This window comes from Bradyrhizobium sp. T-1, assembly GCF_053592855.1.
In genome coordinates, this window is record NZ_JBSGOX010000002.1 from 895,312 (window position 1) to 917,011 (window position 21,700).

Below are 21,700 nucleotides of genomic sequence, written 5' to 3' on the forward strand. Positions count from 1 at the left end.
TATGCCGGTGGTTTTTCCGATTCGGAGGAATCACTTTTGTGCCCGGCCGCCACATAACCGTCCATCAATTGAGATGGGATGGTTGCCGCCCTCCCCAGACGGCATCGTAATGTGCCAAGAACGCAGTGTTTGAACCCCGAAGCGAAGAGGACGGCAAATTGATGGATACGGTGATCGGAGTGGATCTAGCCAAGAATGTGTTTCAGCTCCACGGGGCGTCAATGGCGGGACACTTGAAATTTCGAAAGAAACTGTCGCGGCTTCAGTTTCGGAAGTTCATGGCGGGCCACCCATCGGCAGTGGTGGTGATGGAAGCCTGTGGCAGCGCCCACTATTGGGCACGGGAGATGGTCAAGCTCGGCCATGAAGTGAAACTGATCGCTCCGCAATATGTGAAGCCTTTTGTGAAACGCCAAAAGAACGACGCGGCTGATGCCGAAGCAATCGTGATCGCGGCACAGCGCCCCGAGATGCGCTTCGTCGAGCCGAAATCGGAAGAACAGCAGGCCAGGGCAGTGCTCTTTCGGGCTCGGAAGCGCCTTGTTCATCAGCGCACCGATCTGGTGAATGCGCTGCGTTCTGTTCTCTACGAATTCGGCCATATCATCCCGCAAGGAATCGAACAACTTAAACGCATTGACGCAATCCTCGAAGATCCGAACAGCGATCTACCAGAACTGGTCCGCGAGGAATGTCGGAGTCTCATTGATCAGATCGCCTACAAGACGGAGCGGATCGATGCCAAGGCAGAGCAGCTCAAGAAGTTGGCGACGCGGACGGTCACGGCGCAGCGGCTGCAGACAATGCCGGGGGTCGGCCCGCTGACCGCACTCGCGATCGAGGCTTTCGCGCCCGACATGGCGGCCTTTCGACGTGGCCGAGACTTCGCGGCTTGGCTCGGCTTGGTCCCACGGCAACATTCCTCAGGGGGAAAGGAAAGGCTCGGACGCGTTTCGAAGGAAGGACAGGCGGACATTCGCCAGTTGCTCATCGTTGGGGCGATGTCGCGGCTGAACTGGCTCGGGCGCAAGTCGATCCCTAGCGGATCCTGGCTGGCGCAGATGCTGGCGAGGAAGCCGCGCATGCTTGTGGCGATCGCCTTGGCGAACAAGATGGCTCGGACGATTTGGGCCATGCTCACCCGGAAGGAGGATTATCGGAACCCAGCGCAGGCAGTGACGGCATGACTGCATGCAGCACGAAATAGCCTGACGTTGGCGAAGGGGGTGTGAGAAGGCGACGACCCGAATGGGCGCAACGATCGAACAGATCTGGATCAGGAAACCAGCTAGAGCCAAAGAGCCGACGTGCTCGGAGATGAGAATTGGACCTGGTCCGCGGATCACCATACCGGCCAGCGGCTTCTGAAAATGCCGTAAAGGAAGGCCTGACAGAAGACCGCACTCGATCACACGCCAAAGGGTCAGAAACTTCTTGCATTGCGGGCGGCAACCACAGAAGGCTCTACATGAAGCTCAGGAAGACCCATCCGACGCCTGTCGCCGCGGCGAAGGCGTCGATCAGCGTGGCAACGGCCTACCGCATCGAGAAGGATCCAGTACTACCTTCGCAGAAGAAGGAGCCGCGCGCACGACGGCGTCCCGATCCAATCGCCGACATTTTCGACTCTGAAGTCGTGCCGCTGCTGCGGGCAGCGCCCGGCATCCGGCCCGTGGCCATTTTCGAGGAGATGATGCTGCGCCATTCCGAGTTGGGCGAGGGCGTGCGCCGGACGCTGGAGCGGCGCATCCGAGGCTGGCGTGCCATCCACGGTGAGGAGCAGGAGGTCATCTTCCGCCAGGCGCACGAACCCGGCAGGCTCGGTCTGTCGGACTTCACCGAGGTGGCCTCGTTCGGCATCACCATCGCCGGTCAGCCGCTCGACCACCGACTCTATCATTTCCGGCTCGCCTATTCCGGCTTCGAGCACGCCCATGTCGTGCTCGGCGGCGAGAGCTTCGTGGCGCTGGCGGAAGGCCTACAGAACGCACTCTGGTCCCTCGGTGGGGTGCCGCGCGAGCACCGCTCGGACAGCCTGTCCGCCGCCTTCCGCAACCTGGACAAGGACGCGCGCGAGGACCTGACCCGCCGCTATAACGAGCTGTGCAGCCATTACGGCATGACACCGTCACGCAACAATGCCGGCATCGCCCACGAGAACGGCTCGATCGAGGGGCCGCACGGCCATCTCAAGCGGGCGATCGAGGATGCACTGTTGCTGCGTGGCACCGTCGACTTCGATGATCTCGCCTCCTATCGCCGCTTCGTCGACGAGATCGTCGGCCGCCGCAATGCCCGCAACGCCAAGCGCATCGATGCCGAGCGCGCCCAGCTTCGGGAGCTACCTGAGCGGCGCACCACCGACTATGAGGAACTCAGCGTGCGCGTCACTTCCTCAGGCGGCTTCACGCTGCGCAAGGTCTTCTATACGGTGCCCTCGCGCCTGATCGGCCATCGCTTGCGCGTGCGCCTCTACGACGATCGGCTCGATGTCTTCATCGGCGGCACGCATCTCATGACGCTGCCGCGCGGGCGTGCTTCCCCGTCCGGCAAGCATGACCAGGTCGTCAACTACCGGCACGTCATCCATTCGCTCAGAAGGAAGCCGATGGCATTGCTCAATCTGGTCTATCGCGATCGGCTCTTCCCGCGCGAGGCCTACCGGCGGACTTTCGATCTCCTCGTCGAGCGTCTGCCCGAGCGCCAGGCCTGCCGCATCATGGTCGAGCTTCTTGGCCTCGCCCACGAGCGCGGCTGCGAGAGCGAACTGGCCGAGGAGCTGTCCATCTGCCTCGACAATCACCGGCTCCCCGACATGGCCGCGCTGCGTGCCCGCTTCGCGCCCGATCCCGCGCGCCTACCCAACGTAGTCGTCCGCCTGGCGCCGCTTCAGGCCTACGAAGCGCTCATCGGCGCCAGCCTGGGAGACGCAGCATGAAGAGCGCCTCGATTGACCCCGCCAAGCTCAGCCTGCTCCTTAACGAGCTGCGACTGCCCGCCAGCAAGGTGATCTGGCCACAGTTCGCCGAGCAGGCCGACAAGGAGGGCTGGCCCGCCGCGCGCTTCCTCACTGTGCTCGCCGAGCACGAACTGGCCGAGCGCGATCGCCGCCGCATCGAGCGGCACCTCACAGAGGGCCGCCTTCTGCCCGGAAAGACCCTCGAGAGCTTCGAGTTCGACGCCGTGCCGATGGTCTCCAAAGCTCAGGTCATGGCCATCGTCGCCGGCGACACCTGGTTGGAGAAAGGCGCAAACCTGCTCCTGTTCGGCCCGCCCGGCACCGGCAAGAGCCATCTCGCCTCGGCGATCGGTCTCGCCCTCATCGAGAACGGCTACAGGGTGCTGTTCACCCGCACCACAGATCTCGTCCAGAAGCTGCAGCAGGCCCGCCGCGACCTCGTCCTCGAGAGCGTGCTGGCCAAGCTCGACAAGTTCGACCTGCTCATCCTCGATGATCTCGCATACGTCACCAAGGACCAGGCCGAGACCAGTGTGCTCTTCGAGCTGATCAGCGCCCGTTACGAACGGCGCTCCATGCTGATCACAGCCAACCAACCCTTTGGCGAGTGGGGGAAGATCTTCCCGGACCCCGCTATGACGCTCGCCGCGGTCGACCGGCTCGTTCATCACGCCACCATCTTCGAGATGAATGTCGAAAGCTACCGACGCCGCGAGGCCGCTGAGCGCAAAAAGGGACCTGGACGCCCAGCGTCATACGCCACACCCGCCAATATCGCCCCTGATTGACGCGCCGCGACAATCAACCTGACAAAGCACTTGCGCGCGTCAATCAAACCCGCGGATCATCACATCCGCCGCGACACCAGATTCTCATCCAGATTGTCGCGCACCTCTCTCCCAGATCGCCGCGCTACAGTCGAGAGCTATCGCAGGCGCACCGCGCTCGACGGAAAACGCGGTCCGGGACGGCCGACCTCGCACGCGACACCCAAAGCCATCGCTGATTGGGGCTATCGCGGTATCATCTATTGCGAAGGCTATCAGGCCTACAAGACCATGACCCGGGAGACGCGTGCGGGCGCCCTGTCTGGGCCGCTCGCCTTCTGCTGATCGCATCTACGGCGCTAGTTTGTGAAGATCGCGCGTGAGGCTGCTCCGGCGCCAGCTCCAGTTTGCCGCGAGGCCCTTAAGCGCATCGCCCAGCTCAACGCGGTCGAGAAGGCACTTCGGGGCCACTCTGCTGCCGAGCGCTGCGCGGGTCGACAAGCTCATGCCAGACCTCTGGCAGCAGCCTTGAAGCAGTGGTTTGAGGCAACTCTTGATCATCTTGCGGGGAAGAGCGACACGGCGAAGGCTCTGCGCTATTCGCTGCGCCATTGGGACGGCCTGACGCTCTACCTTGATGACGGGCGCATCGAGATGGACACGAATGCGGTCGAGCGTGCGATGCGGCCAATCAAACTCGATGCCAAGAATGCCCTGTTCGCTGGGTGCGACGAGGGTGCCGATAATTGGGCATTGCTGGCCTCGCTCATTGAAACGTGTAGGCTCAATGTCGTCAGCGCCTAGCCCTGGCTCTCCGGCGTGCTCGCAAAACTCATCAATGGCTGGCCTGCGGCGCGACTGGACAAACTGCCTCCCTGGGCATCGACCTACAGGATGCATGCGCACGATCCGAGGCTGGCAGCATGAGCCTGAACACGACCGCCGTCCGGATCAGGATAACCCTCAAGGACGTGAATGACCTTGCCCCACAGGCTTAATCCAGATTGAAGTTCGCGCTGGCCCAAACAAGGACCAGAGCATGAAGCGTAGCCGCTTTTCGGCAGAGCAGATCATCGGGATTTTGAAGGAGCATGAGGCCGGGGTTTCGGTTGCCGATCTGTGCCGCAAGCGCGGCGTCAGCGACCCCAGCATCTACAAATGGAAGGCCACTGGAGTGTCGGAGGCCAAGCGGCTGAAGACGCTGGAGGACGAGAACACACGGCTGAAGCGGTTGGTGGCTGATGCCGTGCTGGACAATGCGGCGCCCAAGGATCTCGTGGGAAAGAATGTATGGTCCGCCCCGGTCCGTGCAAGGGTTCGTAACAGCAAAAATGACGCTTCCAATTGCATAAATGTATCCGGCCTCTCGCGAGTGGACTGCTGTTGCAGCCAGGCCATGACGAGATCCGCGCACGCCGTTCGCGATAAATGGTTCGGGCACGAAGCCCGCTTTTTGCCCGCGGGCAAGCGGAAAGCTGTCGCGTATCTCATGGTTGCCCACGGGATGAGCGTACGGCGGGCGTATAAAGCCATCGGCTGCTGCCGCATGACCATCAGATATCTGACAACCCGGGCGGACGCGTCCGGGGCTAGCAGATGGACTGTGATGGGATCTCAGACGGCTTGACGATCCACTCTGGGGTCTGCATCTTCGGTATCATGGACAAGAGCGATGCTGTGTAAGAGTGCTTCGGCGCTTTGAACAACTGTTCCGTCTCGCTGCTTTCGCAAATTTGCCCATTCTGTAGTACTGTAACTCTGTCGCAAATCTGACGCACGACAGGGAGATCGTGACTGATAAATAACATCGTCAGCGATAGATTCTCTTGAAGGTCTTTCAGAAGATTTAGGATCTGCGCCTGGATCGAGACATCGAGTGCCGAGGTAGGTTCATCGCAGATGAGGAACCGCGGGCGACTTGCCAAGGTTCGTGCGATTGAAATACGTTGTCGCTGACCGCCTGAGAAGGCGTGCGGATAACGGCGGGCGACGGTGGGCTCCAGACCAACGGCCTTCAGCAGCTCTAACATTATCGGTTCGGCCTCTCGCTTATCCTTTACTAGTCCAAAGTGAATCATTGGCTCCATGATAATCTCGCCCACGCGCATCTGTGGATTCAGAGACGAGTACGGGTCTTGAAACACCATTTGAGTTTGACGCCGAATATCTTGACGATCTTCAAGGCTGGCTGCATAAACATCTTTTCCGCCATAAATCAGTTGGCCGCTGCTCGGGCGGGCAAGCCCAGCAACGACTCTTGCGATCGTGCTTTTTCCAGAGCCGGATTCGCCAACAAGGCCCATGACTTCTCCGGGGCGGATACTCAGGTTCACATCGTGCAGGGCCTTAAAGGCTCGCCGAGCGGAACCACCGAACATGCCTGTCGCCCCATATACGCGCTCCACACCCCGGAGTTCTACAAGTGCCTCCGGCTGGCTTGAACTTTGCGGCATGTCTCTTTCCAGCAGCCACTGCATGGCCGCATCGATATTTCGAGCGGCGCCAGACACGGGAAAGCGATGCAGCTTAATGTCGCCGCGCGGCACAACCGAAATCAATGCTTGGCTGTACTCGTGGCATGGATTTCCAAGAACAGCCGCAGTGTCGTTTAGTTCGACGATTTCGCCTGCCCTCATCACCGCGACGCGATCAGTGACCTGGGAAATCACGCCCATGTTGTGGGTGATGAGCATCACACCCACTTGACGTTCACGAGCCAAGTTCTTGATTAGCTTCAAGATCTGTGCCTGAACGGTCACGTCGAGCGCAGTTGTTGGTTCGTCCGCGACAATGAGTTCGGGTTGTGAGCAGAGAGCAAGCGCGATAACTGCGCGCTGTCGCATGCCACCCGAGAATTCATGTGGCCAGTTCTTCACGCGCCGGGCTGGCTCTGGAATCCCTACCGCCTCCAACTGACGCACCGCCTCGATCCTTGCGTCGCTGCGTGATAAGGCGAGATGAGTTCGGATCGTGTCGACCAGTTGTCTCTCAATTGTGAAAAGTGGATTTAAGCTGGTCAGTGGATCTTGGAAAATAGTCGAGACGCGTTTGCCGCGTAACGCCCGCATCGCCTTAACGTCGCGCGCATCGATGATATCTCCGGAAAGCCGAACTTCGCCCGCACTAATATGGCCGGGAGCCTGTAGTAAGCCCGTGATGGCAGCTCCAACGGTCGATTTGCCCGCGCCCGATTCGCCGACGATGCCGAGTATTTCGCCTGGCGCGATGTCTAGGCTGACGTTGCATACGGCTTGCAAGGCGCCATGCCGGCTAGGAAAGTCGACGCTAAGTCCCCGAATGGAAAGAACGCAAGGCTGGGCAGTTGTTGTCATCAGATGCCCCTTGGGTTGATTACATCCCGGAACCAGTCGCCCAAGACGTTAATGGCCAGCGCGAGTGTAAGAAGGGTGGCGGCAGGAAACAGCAGGATCCACCACTGCCCAGCAAAAAGAAAGTCTTGCCCACTGCGGATCAATGTTCCAAGAGATGGTTGGGTGGGGGGCAGACCTGCGCCCAAGTAGGACAGCGTGGCTTCGGTAATAATTGAAAGCGCAAGTGAGATTGTCGCGATCACGAGGATCGGTCGACGCACGTTTGGCAATATGTGCCGTACCAGCACTGTGCCCGTCGGAAGGCCTATCATTAGGGCTGCCTGCACATACTCTCGCTGTTTCTCCCCCATCACGGCGCCGCGCACCGTGCGGGCATATGTGACCCATCCGGAAATTCCAATCGCCAATATTACCATGTAGACAGCAAGGGCTTCGCGCGCGCTCGGTGGCAGTAGCGACCGCGTTAAGCCGGAAATAAGGAGCGCAATAAAAATGGCGGGGATGGACAACTGGATGTCTGCGATACGCATGATCGCTGCGTCAATGTGTCCCCCGAAATAACCGGATATCAGGCCTAAGCTGACGCCGATCGACATTGAAACCAAAACAGAGGCAAGGCCCACTAGGAGTGAAACCCGTGTTCCATAAAGGGTCGCTGAAAGCACGTCACGTCCCTGATCGTCTGTGCCGAAAGCGTAGAAGCGGTTCGTGAACTCATTGATGCTCCAGGCCGGTGTATTTGACGAAAGCAGATCGAACGTGCTGGCGTCGAGAGTGTTCTGTGGTGCCCATAAAGGAGCTCCCAGGGCCGCGACAATGAGAGTTAGCAGTGCGAGCGTAGACAGAACTGCTCTGGGGGAACGGATGTAAGAGTGCCCGATATCAGAGTTAAACAATGCGGAAAGCTTGTGAATGGTCATCTGACTACTCCTCCCGTCCGCAGGCGAGGATCTAGAAGGTAGTAGACGCAATCCACGACCATGTTGATGGTAACGAAAATGATCGACACGATGAGAAGGTATGCGGCCATGATTGGGACGTCGGAAAATCTAATGGAATTAATAAAGAGCAGCCCAACGCCTGGCCATTGGAATACTGTCTCAGTAACGACGGCGAATGCGATGATGGATCCCAACTGCAAACCTGCAACCGTGACGACCGGAATCATCGTGTTCTTCAAAGCGTAAGAAAAATAGATGAGCCGGTCTGGCAGCCCTCGCGCGCGTGCGAACCGGATATGATCGGAATGCATGACCTCAAGCATTTCAGTGCGGACTAAACGCAAGATCAGCGTGAGTTGATAGGTGGCCAGTGAAATCGCGGGAAGGATGATAGCCTGCCAGCCGGTCTTAGTCAGTAACCCGGTGGTCCACCAGCCGATCTTCACCGTGTCGCCCCGTCCGAAGGACGGCAACCAGCCAAGTTTGACCGCGAACACGTAGATGAGGCCGATGCCGATTAAGAAGTTAGGCAGGGATACTGCGATCAGCGAGACCGTCAAGCTGAAGCCCGATAATATGGAGCGCGGCCGCAATGCTGTCACGACGCCAAGGGCGACTCCCGCTATCATTGCAAATATAAACGATAATATAGCTAGTTCCAGAGTCGCAGGCAGCCGCTCCAGGATCAAATCCAACACCGGCCTTCCAACGCGAGTGGAAATGCCGAAGTCCCCATGGAGTGCCGAACTGATAAAACGAAAGAACTGGATGTAAAAGGGGCGGTCGAACCCGAGTTCCGCCGCTAGCCGCGCGCGGTCCTGCGCGGTCGCCTCCGGTCCGACCATATTCTGGAGCGGATCGCCGATAAAATGAAAGGCGGCGAACGACAGAAACGCCGTCATCAGCATCACCGGCAACACGGACAGCAATCTGCGCAGAAAGAAACCTGTCACTTGTCCACCTTGATGGTTTTCACGGAGATCTGATTACCAACGTTTGGCGTAACGTGAATCTTCTTCTGCGTTGCACGCGCCAACACCTGCGCGTGAATCGGTAGATAGAAACACTCGTCCTGAACGGTCTTCCAAATTTCGGCGATTATGGTTTTACGTCTTTGAGGATCGGCTTCCGACCGGAGTAATTCAATTTTGGCATCAATCTCCGGGTTTTTGTAATTCGCTGCAGCCCAGGCGCCCCGAGAGTGGACGAGATTATCGAAGATTAATTGAGAATCGTATGAGCCCCACGTCATCAGGTAAAAGTCGGTCTTCCTATTGAGAACTAGAGGCCAGACGACTGCGCTGGGTTGGACATCGAGATGCACGGTGACACCGATCTTGGCGAGCATTGCCACCACGGCCTGACAGATGCGCTCGTCGTTCACCATGCCGTCATTTGGACAGTTTAGAGTGACCGAAAATCCGTTGGGGTAACCTGCCTCGGCCATAAGCTGCTTGGCTTGGTCAATATTGAGCTTTGGGAACTTACCCAATTCTTCCGTATAGCCGTCGGCGATCGGCGAAATGATTGTACCGAGCGGAACCGACTCCCCTCGCATGATTGCCGACTTGATCGCTAGACGATCAATGGACATGTTCATTGCGTGGCGCACCCGCTTGTCGGCGAAAGGATTTCCCTTTGCTTCCCCGCTGGCAAGTGTGTTCGCGCTTGTATTGACGCCTAAAAAAACCGTGCGAATCTCTGGGCCGCGAACCACCCGAAGGCTTTCATTCTGCTCCAACCGTGAAATGTCTTGGGGGGGGACGTCTTGGAGAAAATTAACTTCTCCGCTGATCAATGCGGATACACGCGTCGCGGCCGACTGGATAGGGGTATAGATGATCCGATCGATATCGATTGGGAACTGGCCGATACCCCAGTATTTATCGTAAGCTTCCAACTCCGAACGGCGATCCGATTCTCGGCTTACAAGGCGATAGGCGCCAGTGCCGTTCTCATGGCGAGCAGCATAGTTTTCTTTCCCGCCTTTAAAATCCTGCGGAACAACGGAGTCGTTCTTCTCGGCCCATGCTCTATTCATTATGAAGATGCTTGCCAAGTTTTCGGGCAGAAGAGGGCTGGGTCCCTTTGTCTTGACCTGCACGGTGTAGTCGTCCTTCGCGATGGCTTCCTCAACCGCGGCGGCAGCCAGATAGGTCCGCACATTCGAGGTTGGTGCCATAGCTCGCTGGATTGAAAATGCGGCGTCGTCGGCCTTAAATGGTGCGCCGTCGTGGAACGTAACGTTCCGGCGAAGCTTGAACTCCCAAACGTCGGGGTGATCAGGCAACATCCGCCATTCGGTCGCTAGTACTCCAATGAGCTTTCCGTCGTCGGAGCGCTCCACAAGGCCTTCGTACATCTGCCGATTGAACGCAAAGGTCACGTTCTCATTATAGGCGTGAGGGTCTAGAGTCTGAACGTCCAAGCTCCGAGCCCATTTCAGCGTTTCCGCGCCCCCGGGTGAGACGGTCATTAGTAGTGCCGCCACGCTTGCTATGGCGGCAAAACGCCGCTTGAGACGGGCTGGTCTGTGAATGAAACAGCGCGCAGTGGATTTCGGCATTTGGGACATTCCTCTCTTGATCGCAGGGTAAACTGCGCCGCTAGATGTGGGCTATCACATCGGACAGGCTTCGGCCGTTTTTTGCTGCAGTTTGCCGGCCGAGGGCTGCCGTGGGCTGCGAATTCAGGGCGTCCTCTGCAGCAATTACGCGTATTCCCAGCGATTGCGCAGGATTGCGACAGTCGGCTGAATATTCCCTGCTCCTGGTCTAGGTCTCGTTATAGGTCCTGTGACCGTTGGGTTAGGAACGTCCGATCCCACTGAACTGCGGGCCTTTTATCACATTATCTCATCATGTGCCGACAGCCGGTTTACGTCTGGCGTGAGTTTCCGGTTTGGGATCGAGCTTTGAGCAAGCGAGTGTCTGATGGCCGGCCCTTTGGGGATACCGTCCGCGGCCGGCTTCCGCTTCTGAACGGGAACGTCTTAGCAAGCTGTTTGGCGCACTAGTCACGTGAATCGTAGGCGCTGTTCAGCGGCCACCTACCGGATGAAGGGGCGATCTCCGACTCTGCGGTTCGGTTTCCCGGGTGGTTGCGTGTACTCCGCACGATCCCTCCCAAATATGCCTGCCGCGCCTGTGAGGGCCCGATCGTCCAGGCCTCGGCACCAGCGCGGCTCGTCGAGGGCGGCATGGCGACGACGGCGCTGATCGCGCATATCGCCGCGGCCAAATATGCCTGGCAATCGACGCTCTACCGCCAGACGCAGATCCTGGCGGGCCAAGGTGTTGTCGTCGATCGTCAGACGCTGGCGCGCTGGATGGGCAGCGCGGCGTGGCTGGTCAGGGGCCTCTACGACCTGCAACTGAAGACCATGCACGGCTTTGAGCGGTTGTTCTGCGATGAGACGCCGATGCCGGTGCTCGACCCGGTACGCGGCCGCACGAGGATCTGCCAGTTCTGGGCGCATGCGACGGACGATCGGGCGTGGAAGGGTCCGGCGCCGCCGGCGGTCGCCTACGTGTTCGCAGACGGTCGCGGCAAGAAGGAGATCGTGGCGCAGTTGGCCGGCTTCGAAGGCGTGCTGCAAGTCGACGGCTATGCCGCCTACGCCTCGCTGGTGGGCGATGCGAAGGTGCCGGGCAGATCCAGCTGGCGTATTGTCTCGTTCACGCGCGCCGCAACTTCGTGAGGGTGCACAAGACGACGAACTCACCCTTCGCCGCGGAGGTCATCGAGCGCATCGCAGCCGTCTACGCGATCGAGGAGAGGATCCGCGGTCTCGGCGCCGGGGAACGCCGCGCGGCGCGACAGGCCGAGACGAAGCCGCTCATGGAGGCGTTGAAGGCTCGACTGATCGCGGTGAAGGACGGGATCTCCCGCCGCTCGACGCTCATCAAGGCGATCGATTATATGCTCGAACGCTGGCAGGGCCTGACGGCATTCCTGGACGACGGGCGGCTCGAGGCGGACACCAACACGGTCGAACGATCAATCAGGCCGATTGCGATCGGAAAAAAGAACTCGTTGTTCAGTGGTGACGAAGGCGGAGGCGAGACTTGGTCGATACTTTCTTCGCTTCTTAACACGGCCAAATTGAATGGCCTCGACCCCGAGGCCTATCTCGTCGACGTTCTCGAGCGCATGGTGAGCGGCGCCGCGAAGGCCAACCAGCTGCACGAACTTCTGGCCTGGAACTGGAAGGCCGCACGCGAAGCCGAAAAGCGAGCCGTGGCATGACGAAGCCGAAGCAACGGCGGGGAACGCGAAAAGCACGCAAGACGACGATGGCGAACTATGCCATGTCATTCGAGCGGCTCGGGCAATGGATGAGCGAGCGCGCCAGGTCGCCGACGCTTCGGCATCCGCGGGCGACGTCGCTCTCCATGCTCGACGGCGCAGTGGCCGCTGTCGTCGCCGGGCCGGTCTCGATGGCCTCCGAGGAATGGGTGTGCCCGCTCCTTGGCGTAGATCCCGACGCCTTCAATCACGACACCGAGGAGTTCTCGGCGATCGCTGCCACGCTGATGCGCCACAACGCGATCAGCGAGACGCTGTCGACGAGACCGGAGAGCTTCGAGCCGCTGTTCCTGCGATCGCCGGACGGCGACGTCGACCCGCAGCCCTGGTGCATGGGCTTCCACGCCGTCATGAAGCTTCGGCTTCTCGTCTGGTCGCGGCTTCTCTCCCCGAACGGAACCGAACACCTTATGCTGCGGCCGATCCTGGTCCATTGCATCGATGACGCCGGTCGACCCTTGCTACCCCCGGCCCGCCATACGCTGGCAACGCTGCCCGTCGCTCAAAACGCCTGGCGCGACATTCCAATAGCCGTTGAGGCCCTGCGGCAGTTCTGGATGCCTATGCGCTTCCAGCGGCGCGCGTAGGCCGTCCACGCCAGGTCCGTGGTCTGCTCGTACCGCTTACGGTTGTTCAGTGATACCGTGGACGGAGCCGAGGCCAGCGCCGTCGTCTATAGCCTGATGCTGACCTGCCGCGCCTCACGTGTCGTGCCGTTAGCGTGGTTGCGCCACGTCCTCACCGAATCGCCTCAGCGCGCCGGCGACGCCGATATTGCAGACCTGCTGCCCTTCAACTTCCACAAAGCCGCCACCGCCTGAACGGCCCCGCATCGCCCGATTCAAGGCAGTCCATCAAAACCGCCGGCGTGCGGAGAAAATCGCGCTTACAGATGATCCGCTATCGCTCCAGCCGCCCGCCGGACGCAATTCTGCGTGGCCGATTGCGCGATTTCGCCAACGAGCGGCGGCGCTTCAGCTACCGCTGACCTGAGGCCGGCAAACTGGACCAATTTTGGCTAGAGTCTTGCGCTGCCGAATCCCCTCGGCTGGGAGGAGCGGACGACGATGAAGGCCTCGAAGTTTTCGGACGCCCAGAAGGCGTTTATCCTGAAGCAGGGCAACGACGGGGTCCCGGTTGCGGAGATCTGCCGCAAATCCGGGATCAGCCAGGCGACCTATTTCAACTGGAAGAAAAAGTACGACGGACTGCTGCCGACCGAGATGCGCCGGTTGAAGCAGCTCGAGGACGAGAACGCCAAGCTGAAGAAGCTGGTGGCGGACCTATCGCTCGACAAGGAGATGCTGCAGGACGTGATCCGCCGAAAGCTGTGAAGCCTGGTCGGAAGCGCAAGCTCGTCGATGAGGTTTGCGGGGAGTGGCAGGTCTCGATCCGCAAGGCTTGTAAGGCCCTCGAGTTCGATCGATCGACCTATCACTACAAATCTCGTCGCTCCGGCCAGGCGGCCCTCGAAGCTCGGATCAAGGAGATCTGCCATGTTCGCATCCGCTACGGCTATCGCCGCGTCCATGTGCTGTTGCGCCGCGAGGGATGGCGTCACGGCCAGAACAAGACCCGTCGCATCTATCGCGAATTGGGCCTGCAATTGCGCAACAAATCGCCCAAGCGCCGGGTCAAGGCCAAGTTGCGCGACGACCGACGGCCCGCGACGCGGGTCAACGAGATCTGGGCGATGGACTTCGTTCATGACCAGCTGGCCACCGGCGGCAATCTCCGGGTGCTCACGATCGTCGATATCTTCTCCCGCTTCTCGCCCGCACTGGAGCCGCGGCTCACCTTCCGCGGCACCGATGTCGTGGAGGTACTGGAAAGGGTTTGCAATGAAGTGGGACTCCCGGCGACGATCCGGGTCGATCAAGGCAGCGAGTTCGTGTCGCGCGATCTTGACCTCTGGGCCTACCAGCGCGGCGTCACGCTGGACTTCTCACGACCCGGCAAGCCGACCGACAACGCCTTCATCGAAGCCTTCAACGGCCGCTTCCGGGCCGAATGCCTCAACACCCATTGGTTCCTGTCCCTTGCGGATGCCCGGCAAAAGGTGGAGACTTGGCGAAGATACTATAACGAAGAACGGCCCCACGGGGCGATCGGCAATCGGCCGCCGATTTTGCTGCAAAATCACGTCGGCGACACCAGCCCGCCAACGTGATCAGAGGCGCAAAACTCTAGTTCCGGGTGGTCCAAAGTTCGGTCTCGCTGCACAAAACTCCGAGACTCTAACTGCCGCTGGATGAACATTCAGTGGCAGGTCACTCCGCTTACACATTCACGGTCGCACCTGATGGCGGAGAGCATTTGGATGAGAGGCTGTCGCGAGCTCGTCAAACCGGGGCTCCGCGGCCCGAAATCAAGTCTACGTATTGTTGCATTTGTTCTAAGTGACCGAAGTCGGCATTTTTCGCATCCAGGTGGTCTCTAAGTTGTTCAATGCGCATCACTTTGTTATCGCCCCTGTAGAAGATATTTCTAAACAAAGGAGTAGCGGTGACACTTTCGATGTAAGTACGGCTTCCTGCACTTGTATCACCTTTTGCGAACTGAAAGTTCAGCATCAAGCTCAAAATTAAATGTGGAGCCGTATACCAGTCCCAAGTTAGGCTACCCAAGGAGTAAGCGATGACCGCAACTCGGTTGGGATCACGTGTAGTGCGGTAGTACTCGATCGGCTGAACTACGTGAGGATGATGGCCCAAAATTATGTCGGCGCCTTCCTCCACAAGCGCATGAGCGAGCTCAATTTGCTTTCGTCTTGGAAAAAACTCGAATTCGAAGCCCCAATGGATTGAGGCGATGATGACATCGGCATTCTGATGTTTACAGCTCCTTATTTGCGATTTGAGTAGCTCAAGATCGGCCACGACACGTTTGGACATGAGCGGTGACGCGTGCACACAATAATGTTCACCGTCGGGTAGGGGTCGCCCATTGAGACCGAATGTGACCGACACGAACCCGAACCTGATGCCCCTCTTCGTGAAAACCGTGCCCCGGCCGTACTCCTCGGCGCATCGAGGGGCGCCGATTTCAATGATCCCATTCGCTCTGCAGAGCTCTTGAGTGGTTCGAAGACCCTGAACGCCCAAGTCCAATGAGTGATTGTTCGCGAGGTTAAGAATCGTGAAACGTCTACCCTGGTGTTCTGTTAATGCGGAATATTGGGCCGATGAGCAACACATCATCGAAGAGCGGCCGTCGCCTATAGCCTCGCTCACGACATGATCGTCTGCCACCACAGATTCATAATTCGCGAAAGAGATATCGGCATTGAAGACAGCGGCTTCGATGCTCTCGAACAAAAGATCCTTAGAGTGTTCTAGCCCGCGCGCCTGGATCAGATCCCCCAGTGCACTCAGAGTCGCAGTCTGCTGCTTTCGAAATGCAGTCGGTAATTCCACAATAGACTTGTCGTTCAAGAACAACGCATCAGAAACATCCCGTGATGTTCTCGTAATTGGGCGCGCGCTTTTATAGAACCAGTACGCGCGGTCAATTCCATCCATTTCTGCCGAATCTGTTGCAGCGCTTTCGAGCGGAAAATCCCACCAGCCAAATCGCTTGGCGTTTTCCGCCAGGTCCAACGTTTCCGGAGTTGTGCGCCAGACATCAACAGGCGTGTTGGGAAGTTTACGCGGCACGGCTTGCATCTCCTCGTCGCATGGCTTTTGATCTACGGTTTATAGTCTGCGCAGCACGCAAACCAGGCTCTTTCGCATCCGAAGTCTCCGCAATGCACAAGCGCCACAGGTGTTAACGTTGACGCGCGTGTCATACGCTTCAACGCAGCTCTTCGAGATTCCCTCTCAGGGGTAAGACGTTAGGATCTCGTTTTGCATCTCTTGCTCAGCGGAAAAGAGACAGAAAACAAACCGCTCGGCTTACTGAGGGAATCTCAAGAAGGGAAATCTCAGCTGTTTCGGGCGAATAACTTGCCTGAGAGTTCCGATACAATCTCCTCCGTCGTCACTTTCCGGACAGCGCCATATTGCATACGAAGAGAGTAATTGTGTCTCTCTTCAGTATAGGCGGCGCAGCAGTCGGTGACGCAAATCATATGGAAGCTGCGATCTACACCGTCGCGCAGCGCCATATCGATGCATTGATCCGTTAAAACGCCAACAACAATTACCTCCTCAATGCCCATGTTACGAAGAACCCGCTCCAGGATGGTCGAACTGAATACCCCAGAAGCTGTCTTTGGTAAGACGATGTCGTCTTCGCCAGGCGCTATCTCGGGAATTACCTGAGCTCCCCATGACCCCTTTGGGATGACTAGCTTACGGTGGCAAAGCGAACGATCGCGCCCATCCTTGGTGAGGCTTTCGATTACCGTGTACATCACTTCCACGCCGCACGACCTCGCGGCTTGCAGTAGCCGCTGGACGTTCGGCACGATCTGATGTTTCACGCGGTCCACGTACTCCGGATATTTGCGCTGTTCTTCCTCAGAAATCTCGTGGTTCTGCAGGTCGACAACTAGCAATGCTGTTTTTTGAGGGTCAATGGGGCCGTCATAATTCTTCATGTATCGCTCCTGGGTTTGATCTACCCTTCCGATCAATCTAGCAAGGATCGTTCCATCGGGCCTGGGCCTATCATGTGACGGCGACTCGCGCTTCTTGAGACCGACCTTCGGTCGGCCTATGAGCCAAGTTTCGTTGGAAAGCCTTGATCAAGAGCGGGCTGCCTGTTGCTCGTTCACAAGAGTGTTTTCTTATCGCGGGTTCATCCATAACTGGCCCTGTTCGCTCGCGACCAGAAGCGCCAGCTCTTCCGCATTAGTCCGGCCCACGACCTCAGAATTGCTGCGCTTTTGCAGGCAAGAATTCGGCGGACCGGAAATGAGCGCTCAGCCGCGGTGATTGCCGCCTTTGTGTCGCCGGCGCTACGGCGAGCAACATCGGCGGTTGGCCCGTCTCTGTGCGTGCCCGCTTCCTACGGGCCAACAAGAAGAGCCGCCCGGCACGAAAATCGCGGCGATGGAAATGGTAGAGATGCTCGTGTACTGGAGTAGCGCCAATCGCTTGCGGGCTGTTGTGACTGTTCGATTGGAGCGTCATTTGTCGGTCCCCGCGAGGTCGTCTCCGATATATTCCATGCGCTTAGGATACTAGTATCGTACAGAGATTTGCGTCGCATTTTCTTGCCGACTTGAAGAATTCCTGCAGCCCTTGTGGGATTTGCGAGGGATGGCGCCTGGAAGGTGAAGCAGATGATGTAATACGATCCGATCGATGTGTCATCGGCAAGCGAGAAAATCATCAATTCGTCGGTTGAGTTGATCAGTAGGTTTTATGTGACCGGTGATAGTTCGTGCTCCACATTGCTGCTCGCGCCATATCGCGCCACGCGGGTTAGAAGACGAGAAGAGTTGCCGAGTAGGTGGAGGCAATTGGGCGGGGTTATCCCGCCGCCTTATCAGGTGTATTCGCAAAACGAGCGGCTTCCGCCACGAGATCTGCGAAAACGCGTCCGCCAGTCGTGAGATGATCGTGCATAGCCTGAGCAGCCGCCATGGCATCTCCTCGGGTGATCGCTGCCACAATTGAGCAATGATCTTGATAGGACTGTTGAATGCGACCTGGTTTTTGGAATGGGTACCGACGATAGAGACGCAGGCGAGCGCGGGTCTCTTTTATCGACTGTTCCAAATATGAGTTTTGCGCACCCTCGTAGATAGTTTCATGGAGCTCTTTATTAATTGCATCGTACAGCTGCGCATTGTGAAGCGCGCTTTCGCTGCGAGAGTGTATGTCGCGGAGGCGCGCCTGTAGGTCCGTCGGCATTCGCGCCGCGGCCAGCCTTGCAGACATTCCCTCAAGCTCCGTCATAACTTCGAACATAGCGACAATTTGCTCCGCACTCAGAACCGAGACGGTCGCACCCCTCCGCTGCTTCAGATCTACCAAGCCACGCGATGCCAGCTGTATCAGGGCTTCCCGGACAGGGGTCTTCGAAACGTTAAACCTGTCGGAGAGTTGCTTTTCATCAAGCTTGGATCCTGGCTGCAAAGCACCGGAATCAATTTCGGTCTTGATCCAGTTGGCGATTTCGCTAGTTCGGTTGAATTTGAGCACGGTCCTGCCCGCGGGTATGGGAGTTCATACCACGATCCGCGAGTAGATAGCGAAAAGTTTCGCAATTGTATCGCGACGAGAGGCGGACCGGTTCGTCAACCGGTAGCTCAAAGGCTCGAACCTTTAGCCCAACAATACTCGAAGGAGCACGCGATTTGCCGGCCCGGCGCTCAACCTAGGCGCTACTTCCCCTACCTATGGTGAGACGATCGACGAACATACGGGCCCGAGATCAGATGCTGCCGAATTTACCTCGCCAAGGGCCCATGCCGGTCGAACTCAGAATGAGCCAGCAGAGATTAGACCGATCGCGCCGGAATAGTCTCGCTGATCCAACGCCCTAAACCTACAAGGTGCTGATCGGTATGCTGCTGGCCAATAACCTGAATTCCGAGAGGCATTCCCCTCACCGCAAGAAGCGGAAGCGTGATAGTTGGCGCCCCTAAGACGGAGGTAACAGCATTGTAACTCGGCAGGCCTGTTGTATGTGAGATGCCCGAGTCAAGTCCTTGATTGTCTAATTTTGGAGCTGGTCCAACGGAGGACGGAGCAACGATAGCGTCGGCGATATGAGCAATTGCGGCGTGGGCTGCTCTTGCCTTATCGCGCTGGGCGAGTAGTTGACGATAGTCATCTATGCTCATCTTTCTCGCGAGTTCCAGACGAGAGGTCAAGCTGTCACTCAGCCCTCCGCCAAACCTTTCTACAAGGTTCTCCAGTGACCAGCGCATCTCGTAGGCACAAACGTCACGAGTAATTTCAAGACTTTCGTCGATGGCACGTTCGAACGAGTCGACCAGCGAGTGGTTGGTTCTGTCGATGGTGTGGACGCCGGCGTGGCGAAGCTGAGTGAGGAACCGTTCAAATGCGTCTCTGGAATCGTCGTCCAATTCTGCCGCACCTTGGGCCTCCATCACAATCACTCGTAGTGGCCGGGTTGCCGGATGAAGAGTTGTCTCACCGTAAAGGCCGGGATAGCCGGGATCGCCGCCTGATCTCTTTGCGACTTCAATCGACACATGCCACATGTCACGAAGGTCGCCAGCATGGATCCCCACGTGGCTTTGGCTAAGTGCCAGACGCTCCCCACGATGGATGGCGCCCATTGTCGGCTTGATCGCATAGTTCGCGCAAAAGCTCGCTGGTCGAATCACCGAGCCAGCCACTTGCGTTCCGATTGCCGCAGGTATCATCCGCGCGCCGACGGCCGCTGCCGATCCGCTCGACGATCCGCCGGGGGTATGGCGATGGCTGAACGGGTTGGTAGTCGGTCCAGGGTAGGACATGCCGAGTTCCGTCGTCACTGTCTTACCGAGCACGATGGCGCCCGCGGCTCTCAATGCCTGGACGCAAGCCGTATCTTGATGAGTGTGATTGTCTCTGAACAAGGGAGATCCCATACGCGTGGGCATATCCTTTGTCATAAAGAGGTCTTTGATCCCGACCGGCATGCCATCGATGGTCGAAAGCTCTCGTCCCGCGAGGTAACGCGCTGTGGATCGATCAGCCACGGACCTCGCCTCTCGCACGTTCATTTCGACCCAAGCTCGCACGGTGGGCTCGCGAGCGTCGATCGTTTCGAGACAGCGCTCAAGGTATTTGCGCGGGCTATCTCGTCCTTCTCTGAAGGCGGGTACCGCATCATGAAATGTCAGCGCTTGAAATTCAGCGGGATGGTATGCGCACAAGTGTGCAATCTCCAGTTAGCCTAGGGAGGCCGATTATCTATTGGCGTTATCCGAGCCAAGCGTGGGAAAGTCCGCTAGTGTCGTCCGGAGCTCCTTCTTCAAGACTTTTCCCATAGCATTCCGTGGAAAATCATCGACTACGATGACCTTCTTGGGGGTTTTGTAACTTGCCATGTTTCGCTTGACCTGCTGAATCACCTCGCTTTCGCTCGGTGGGTCGCTCTTATCGCTAGCAATTACGAAGGCAACGACGCACTCTCCGAAATCCGCGTGAGTTGCTCCGACAACGGCTGACTCCTTAACGGAAGTCAGTTCATCGATTACAGCCTCAACTTCTGCGGGATAGACGTTGTATCCGCCGCTGATGATGAGATCCTTGGCGCGGCCTGTAATCGAGACGTATCCCTTCTCGTCGACGAGACCCATGTCGCCGGTACGGAAGAACCCGTCTGCTGTGAGCTCGGCTTTGGTTTGCTCAGCATTGTTCCAGTAACCGGAGAAAAGCCCCGGTCCTCGCGCTTGAATGATACCTACTTGTCCGACAGGCAGAGCTTCATCTCGCTCGCCTGCAATACGCAAATCAACACCGGGAATCGGTAGCCCTACCGAACCTGGTCGACGATCACCTTCCAGGGGGTTCGAGCAGAGAATCATTGCCTCGGTCAAACCATAACGCTCCAGGATACGGTGCCCTGTCCGAGTTTCAAAATCGCGATGCATCGGAGCCGATAGTGGTGCCGAACCGGATATGAACAGTCGCATGTTTCGGCAAAGAGAGCTGGCCAGCGAAGGGCAGGTCAATAGACGATGATAGTAAGTTGGCACTCCCATAAAAACGGTTGAGCGAGGAATTGCGTCGAGCACTGGACTTACATCGAATTTATTTTGCAGGAGAATTCGCGCTCCGCCTGCCAGCGCGACGTTGAATGAGATGAATAGACCATGGCTGTGGAAGATCGGCAGCGCATGTAGCAGAACATCCGAAGACGAGAAGCCCCACAATCGACTCAGCGTTTGAGCGGTGTACGAGAGCGCAGCATGGCTGATCAGAGCACCCTTGGGCCGGCCGGTTGTGCCTGAGGTGTAGAGGAGAGCTGCGGGAGCCGCACCATTGAGTTCGACGGTGCTAAACGAGGTCTCTCCTGCTTTGACAAGTGATGCGAATGTTCCTTCACCCCGGATGCCAAACGTTAAGACCTTGGTTGACCGAGGCACCGTCATGTCGGGAAGAGCTTCCGTATTTGGTCCTCTGAGAAGGAAGGAAGGCTGCGCGTCCTTTAGAAGGTAGGCCAACTCAGCTGAGCGATAAGCTGTGTTGATGGGCAAATAGCAGAGCCCAGCACGGAGGCAGGCAAGATAGAGCGCGAAAGCATGTGCGGACTTCTCGACCTGGACGGCCACGCGATCACCGACCGCACATCCGAGCCGCCGGAAGACGCTGGCATAGCTACCACAGAGCTTGTGCAGCCACTGAGCGGATAGCGTTTCGCCGCTCTCAAGCTCTAGGAGCACGTCTGTCGGGTTTGCCTCGGCCCTCCCCTCAACCAGGACATAGAAATTGCGGTTGGACATGACTTACGCCTCTCCTCGCCGCGCTGCCGGCAGGGCCA

General features: G+C 58.0%; 16 protein-coding genes and 4 pseudogenes. 11 read left to right on the forward strand and 9 right to left on the reverse strand.

All coding sequences use genetic code 11. The features are described 5' to 3' along the window. Positions 1-161: 161 nt before the first annotated feature. The 6 genes and pseudogenes from ACWAT4_RS43570 to ACWAT4_RS43595 all read left to right on the forward strand — a co-directional run. Entirely contained in the window at positions 162-1,187 is a 1,026-nt protein-coding gene (locus tag ACWAT4_RS43570) for an IS110 family RNA-guided transposase (protein ID WP_164934317.1), read from the forward strand. A gap of 281 nt (positions 1,188-1,468) precedes the next feature. Further along, positions 1,469-2,938, forward strand: coding sequence for an IS21 family transposase (istA, locus tag ACWAT4_RS43575; protein WP_128929850.1), 1,470 nt, complete (start codon positions 1,469-1,471; stop codon positions 2,936-2,938). Further along, a complete protein-coding gene (istB, locus tag ACWAT4_RS43580) occupies positions 2,935-3,747 on the forward strand; it encodes an IS21-like element helper ATPase IstB (protein WP_128929849.1) in 813 nt (270 codons plus the stop codon). Before istA ends, istB begins: the two co-directional genes overlap by 4 nt. Positions 3,748-3,969: 222 nt before the next feature. Continuing rightward, positions 3,970-4,653 (forward strand): annotated as a pseudogene (locus tag ACWAT4_RS43585) (IS66 family transposase); the annotation flags it as partial. Positions 4,654-4,765: 112 nt separating this feature from the next. After that, positions 4,766-5,017 (forward strand): annotated as a pseudogene (locus tag ACWAT4_RS43590) (transposase); the annotation flags it as partial. A gap of 159 nt (positions 5,018-5,176) precedes the next feature. Then, positions 5,177-5,305, forward strand: a pseudogene (locus tag ACWAT4_RS43595) (IS3 family transposase); the annotation flags it as partial. A 10-nt stretch (positions 5,306-5,315) separates the two neighbouring features. Here ACWAT4_RS43595 and ACWAT4_RS43600 read toward each other — a convergent pair. The 4 genes from ACWAT4_RS43600 to ACWAT4_RS43615 are packed head-to-tail and all read right to left on the reverse strand — an operon-like array spanning position 5,316 to position 10,565. After that, positions 5,316-7,058: a dipeptide ABC transporter ATP-binding protein gene (locus tag ACWAT4_RS43600; RefSeq protein ID WP_128929848.1), complete on the reverse strand. Its 1,743-nt coding sequence runs from the start codon at positions 7,056-7,058 to the stop codon at positions 5,316-5,318. Further along, entirely contained in the window at positions 7,058-7,978 is a 921-nt protein-coding gene (locus ACWAT4_RS43605; protein WP_128929847.1) for an ABC transporter permease, read from the reverse strand. Before ACWAT4_RS43605 ends, ACWAT4_RS43600 begins: the two co-directional genes overlap by 1 nt. Then, positions 7,975-8,952 carry an ABC transporter permease gene (locus ACWAT4_RS43610; protein WP_128955116.1) on the reverse strand — a complete coding sequence of 326 codons (978 nt, stop codon included), beginning with the start codon at positions 8,950-8,952 and terminating at the stop codon, positions 7,975-7,977. The genes ACWAT4_RS43605 and ACWAT4_RS43610 overlap by 4 nt, the downstream gene beginning before the upstream one ends. After that, on the reverse strand, positions 8,949-10,565 hold the full coding sequence (locus ACWAT4_RS43615; protein WP_164934301.1) for an ABC transporter substrate-binding protein: 1,617 nt from the start codon (positions 10,563-10,565) through the stop codon (positions 8,949-8,951). Before ACWAT4_RS43615 ends, ACWAT4_RS43610 begins: the two co-directional genes overlap by 4 nt. Positions 10,566-11,198: 633 nt before the next feature. Between ACWAT4_RS43615 and ACWAT4_RS43620 the strand changes: the two genes are divergently transcribed. From ACWAT4_RS43620 to ACWAT4_RS43640, 5 genes and pseudogenes are all read left to right on the forward strand, one after another. Beyond that, positions 11,199-11,699: an IS66 family transposase gene (locus tag ACWAT4_RS43620; RefSeq protein ID WP_128955115.1), complete on the forward strand. Its 501-nt coding sequence runs from the start codon at positions 11,199-11,201 to the stop codon at positions 11,697-11,699. A gap of 2 nt (positions 11,700-11,701) precedes the next feature. After that, positions 11,702-12,247: an IS66 family transposase gene (locus ACWAT4_RS43625; RefSeq protein WP_128955114.1), complete on the forward strand. Its 546-nt coding sequence runs from the start codon at positions 11,702-11,704 to the stop codon at positions 12,245-12,247. Further along, complete coding sequence (locus ACWAT4_RS43630; RefSeq protein ID WP_237867281.1) at positions 12,244-12,894, forward strand: UPF0149 family protein; 651 nt, start codon at positions 12,244-12,246, stop codon at positions 12,892-12,894. The genes ACWAT4_RS43625 and ACWAT4_RS43630 overlap by 4 nt, the downstream gene beginning before the upstream one ends. A 42-nt stretch (positions 12,895-12,936) precedes the next feature. Beyond that, positions 12,937-13,128: pseudogene (locus tag ACWAT4_RS43635) on the forward strand (transposase domain-containing protein); the annotation flags it as partial. A gap of 246 nt (positions 13,129-13,374) precedes the next feature. Next, positions 13,375-14,477, forward strand: a protein-coding gene (locus tag ACWAT4_RS43640; protein WP_128929842.1) for an IS3 family transposase whose coding sequence is annotated in 2 segments (ribosomal slippage) — positions 13,375-13,636 and positions 13,636-14,477 — 1,104 coding nt in all. Because the reading frame shifts where the segments join, the coding sequence is not laid out codon by codon here. A 172-nt stretch (positions 14,478-14,649) separates the two neighbouring features. Here the strand turns inward: ACWAT4_RS43640 and ACWAT4_RS43645 are convergent. The 5 genes from ACWAT4_RS43645 to ACWAT4_RS43665 form a co-directional block, all read right to left on the reverse strand. After that, a complete protein-coding gene (locus ACWAT4_RS43645) occupies positions 14,650-15,963 on the reverse strand; it encodes a CapA family protein (RefSeq protein WP_164934300.1) in 1,314 nt (437 codons plus the stop codon). A gap of 269 nt (positions 15,964-16,232) precedes the next feature. Next, positions 16,233-16,850: a cysteine hydrolase family protein gene (locus ACWAT4_RS43650; RefSeq protein ID WP_128929840.1), complete on the reverse strand. Its 618-nt coding sequence runs from the start codon at positions 16,848-16,850 to the stop codon at positions 16,233-16,235. 877 nt (positions 16,851-17,727) lie between these two features. Continuing rightward, positions 17,728-18,402, reverse strand: coding sequence for a GntR family transcriptional regulator (locus tag ACWAT4_RS43655; RefSeq protein WP_128929839.1), 675 nt, complete (start codon positions 18,400-18,402; stop codon positions 17,728-17,730). Positions 18,403-18,701: 299 nt separating this feature from the next. Further along, positions 18,702-20,090 carry an amidase gene (locus tag ACWAT4_RS43660; RefSeq protein ID WP_128955113.1) on the reverse strand — a complete coding sequence of 463 codons (1,389 nt, stop codon included), beginning with the start codon at positions 20,088-20,090 and terminating at the stop codon, positions 18,702-18,704. A 33-nt stretch (positions 20,091-20,123) separates the two neighbouring features. Continuing rightward, positions 20,124-21,662 (reverse strand): AMP-binding protein, encoded by a 1,539-nt coding sequence (locus tag ACWAT4_RS43665; protein WP_128955112.1) that lies wholly within the window; start codon positions 21,660-21,662, stop codon positions 20,124-20,126. Positions 21,663-21,700 lie beyond the last annotated feature (38 nt).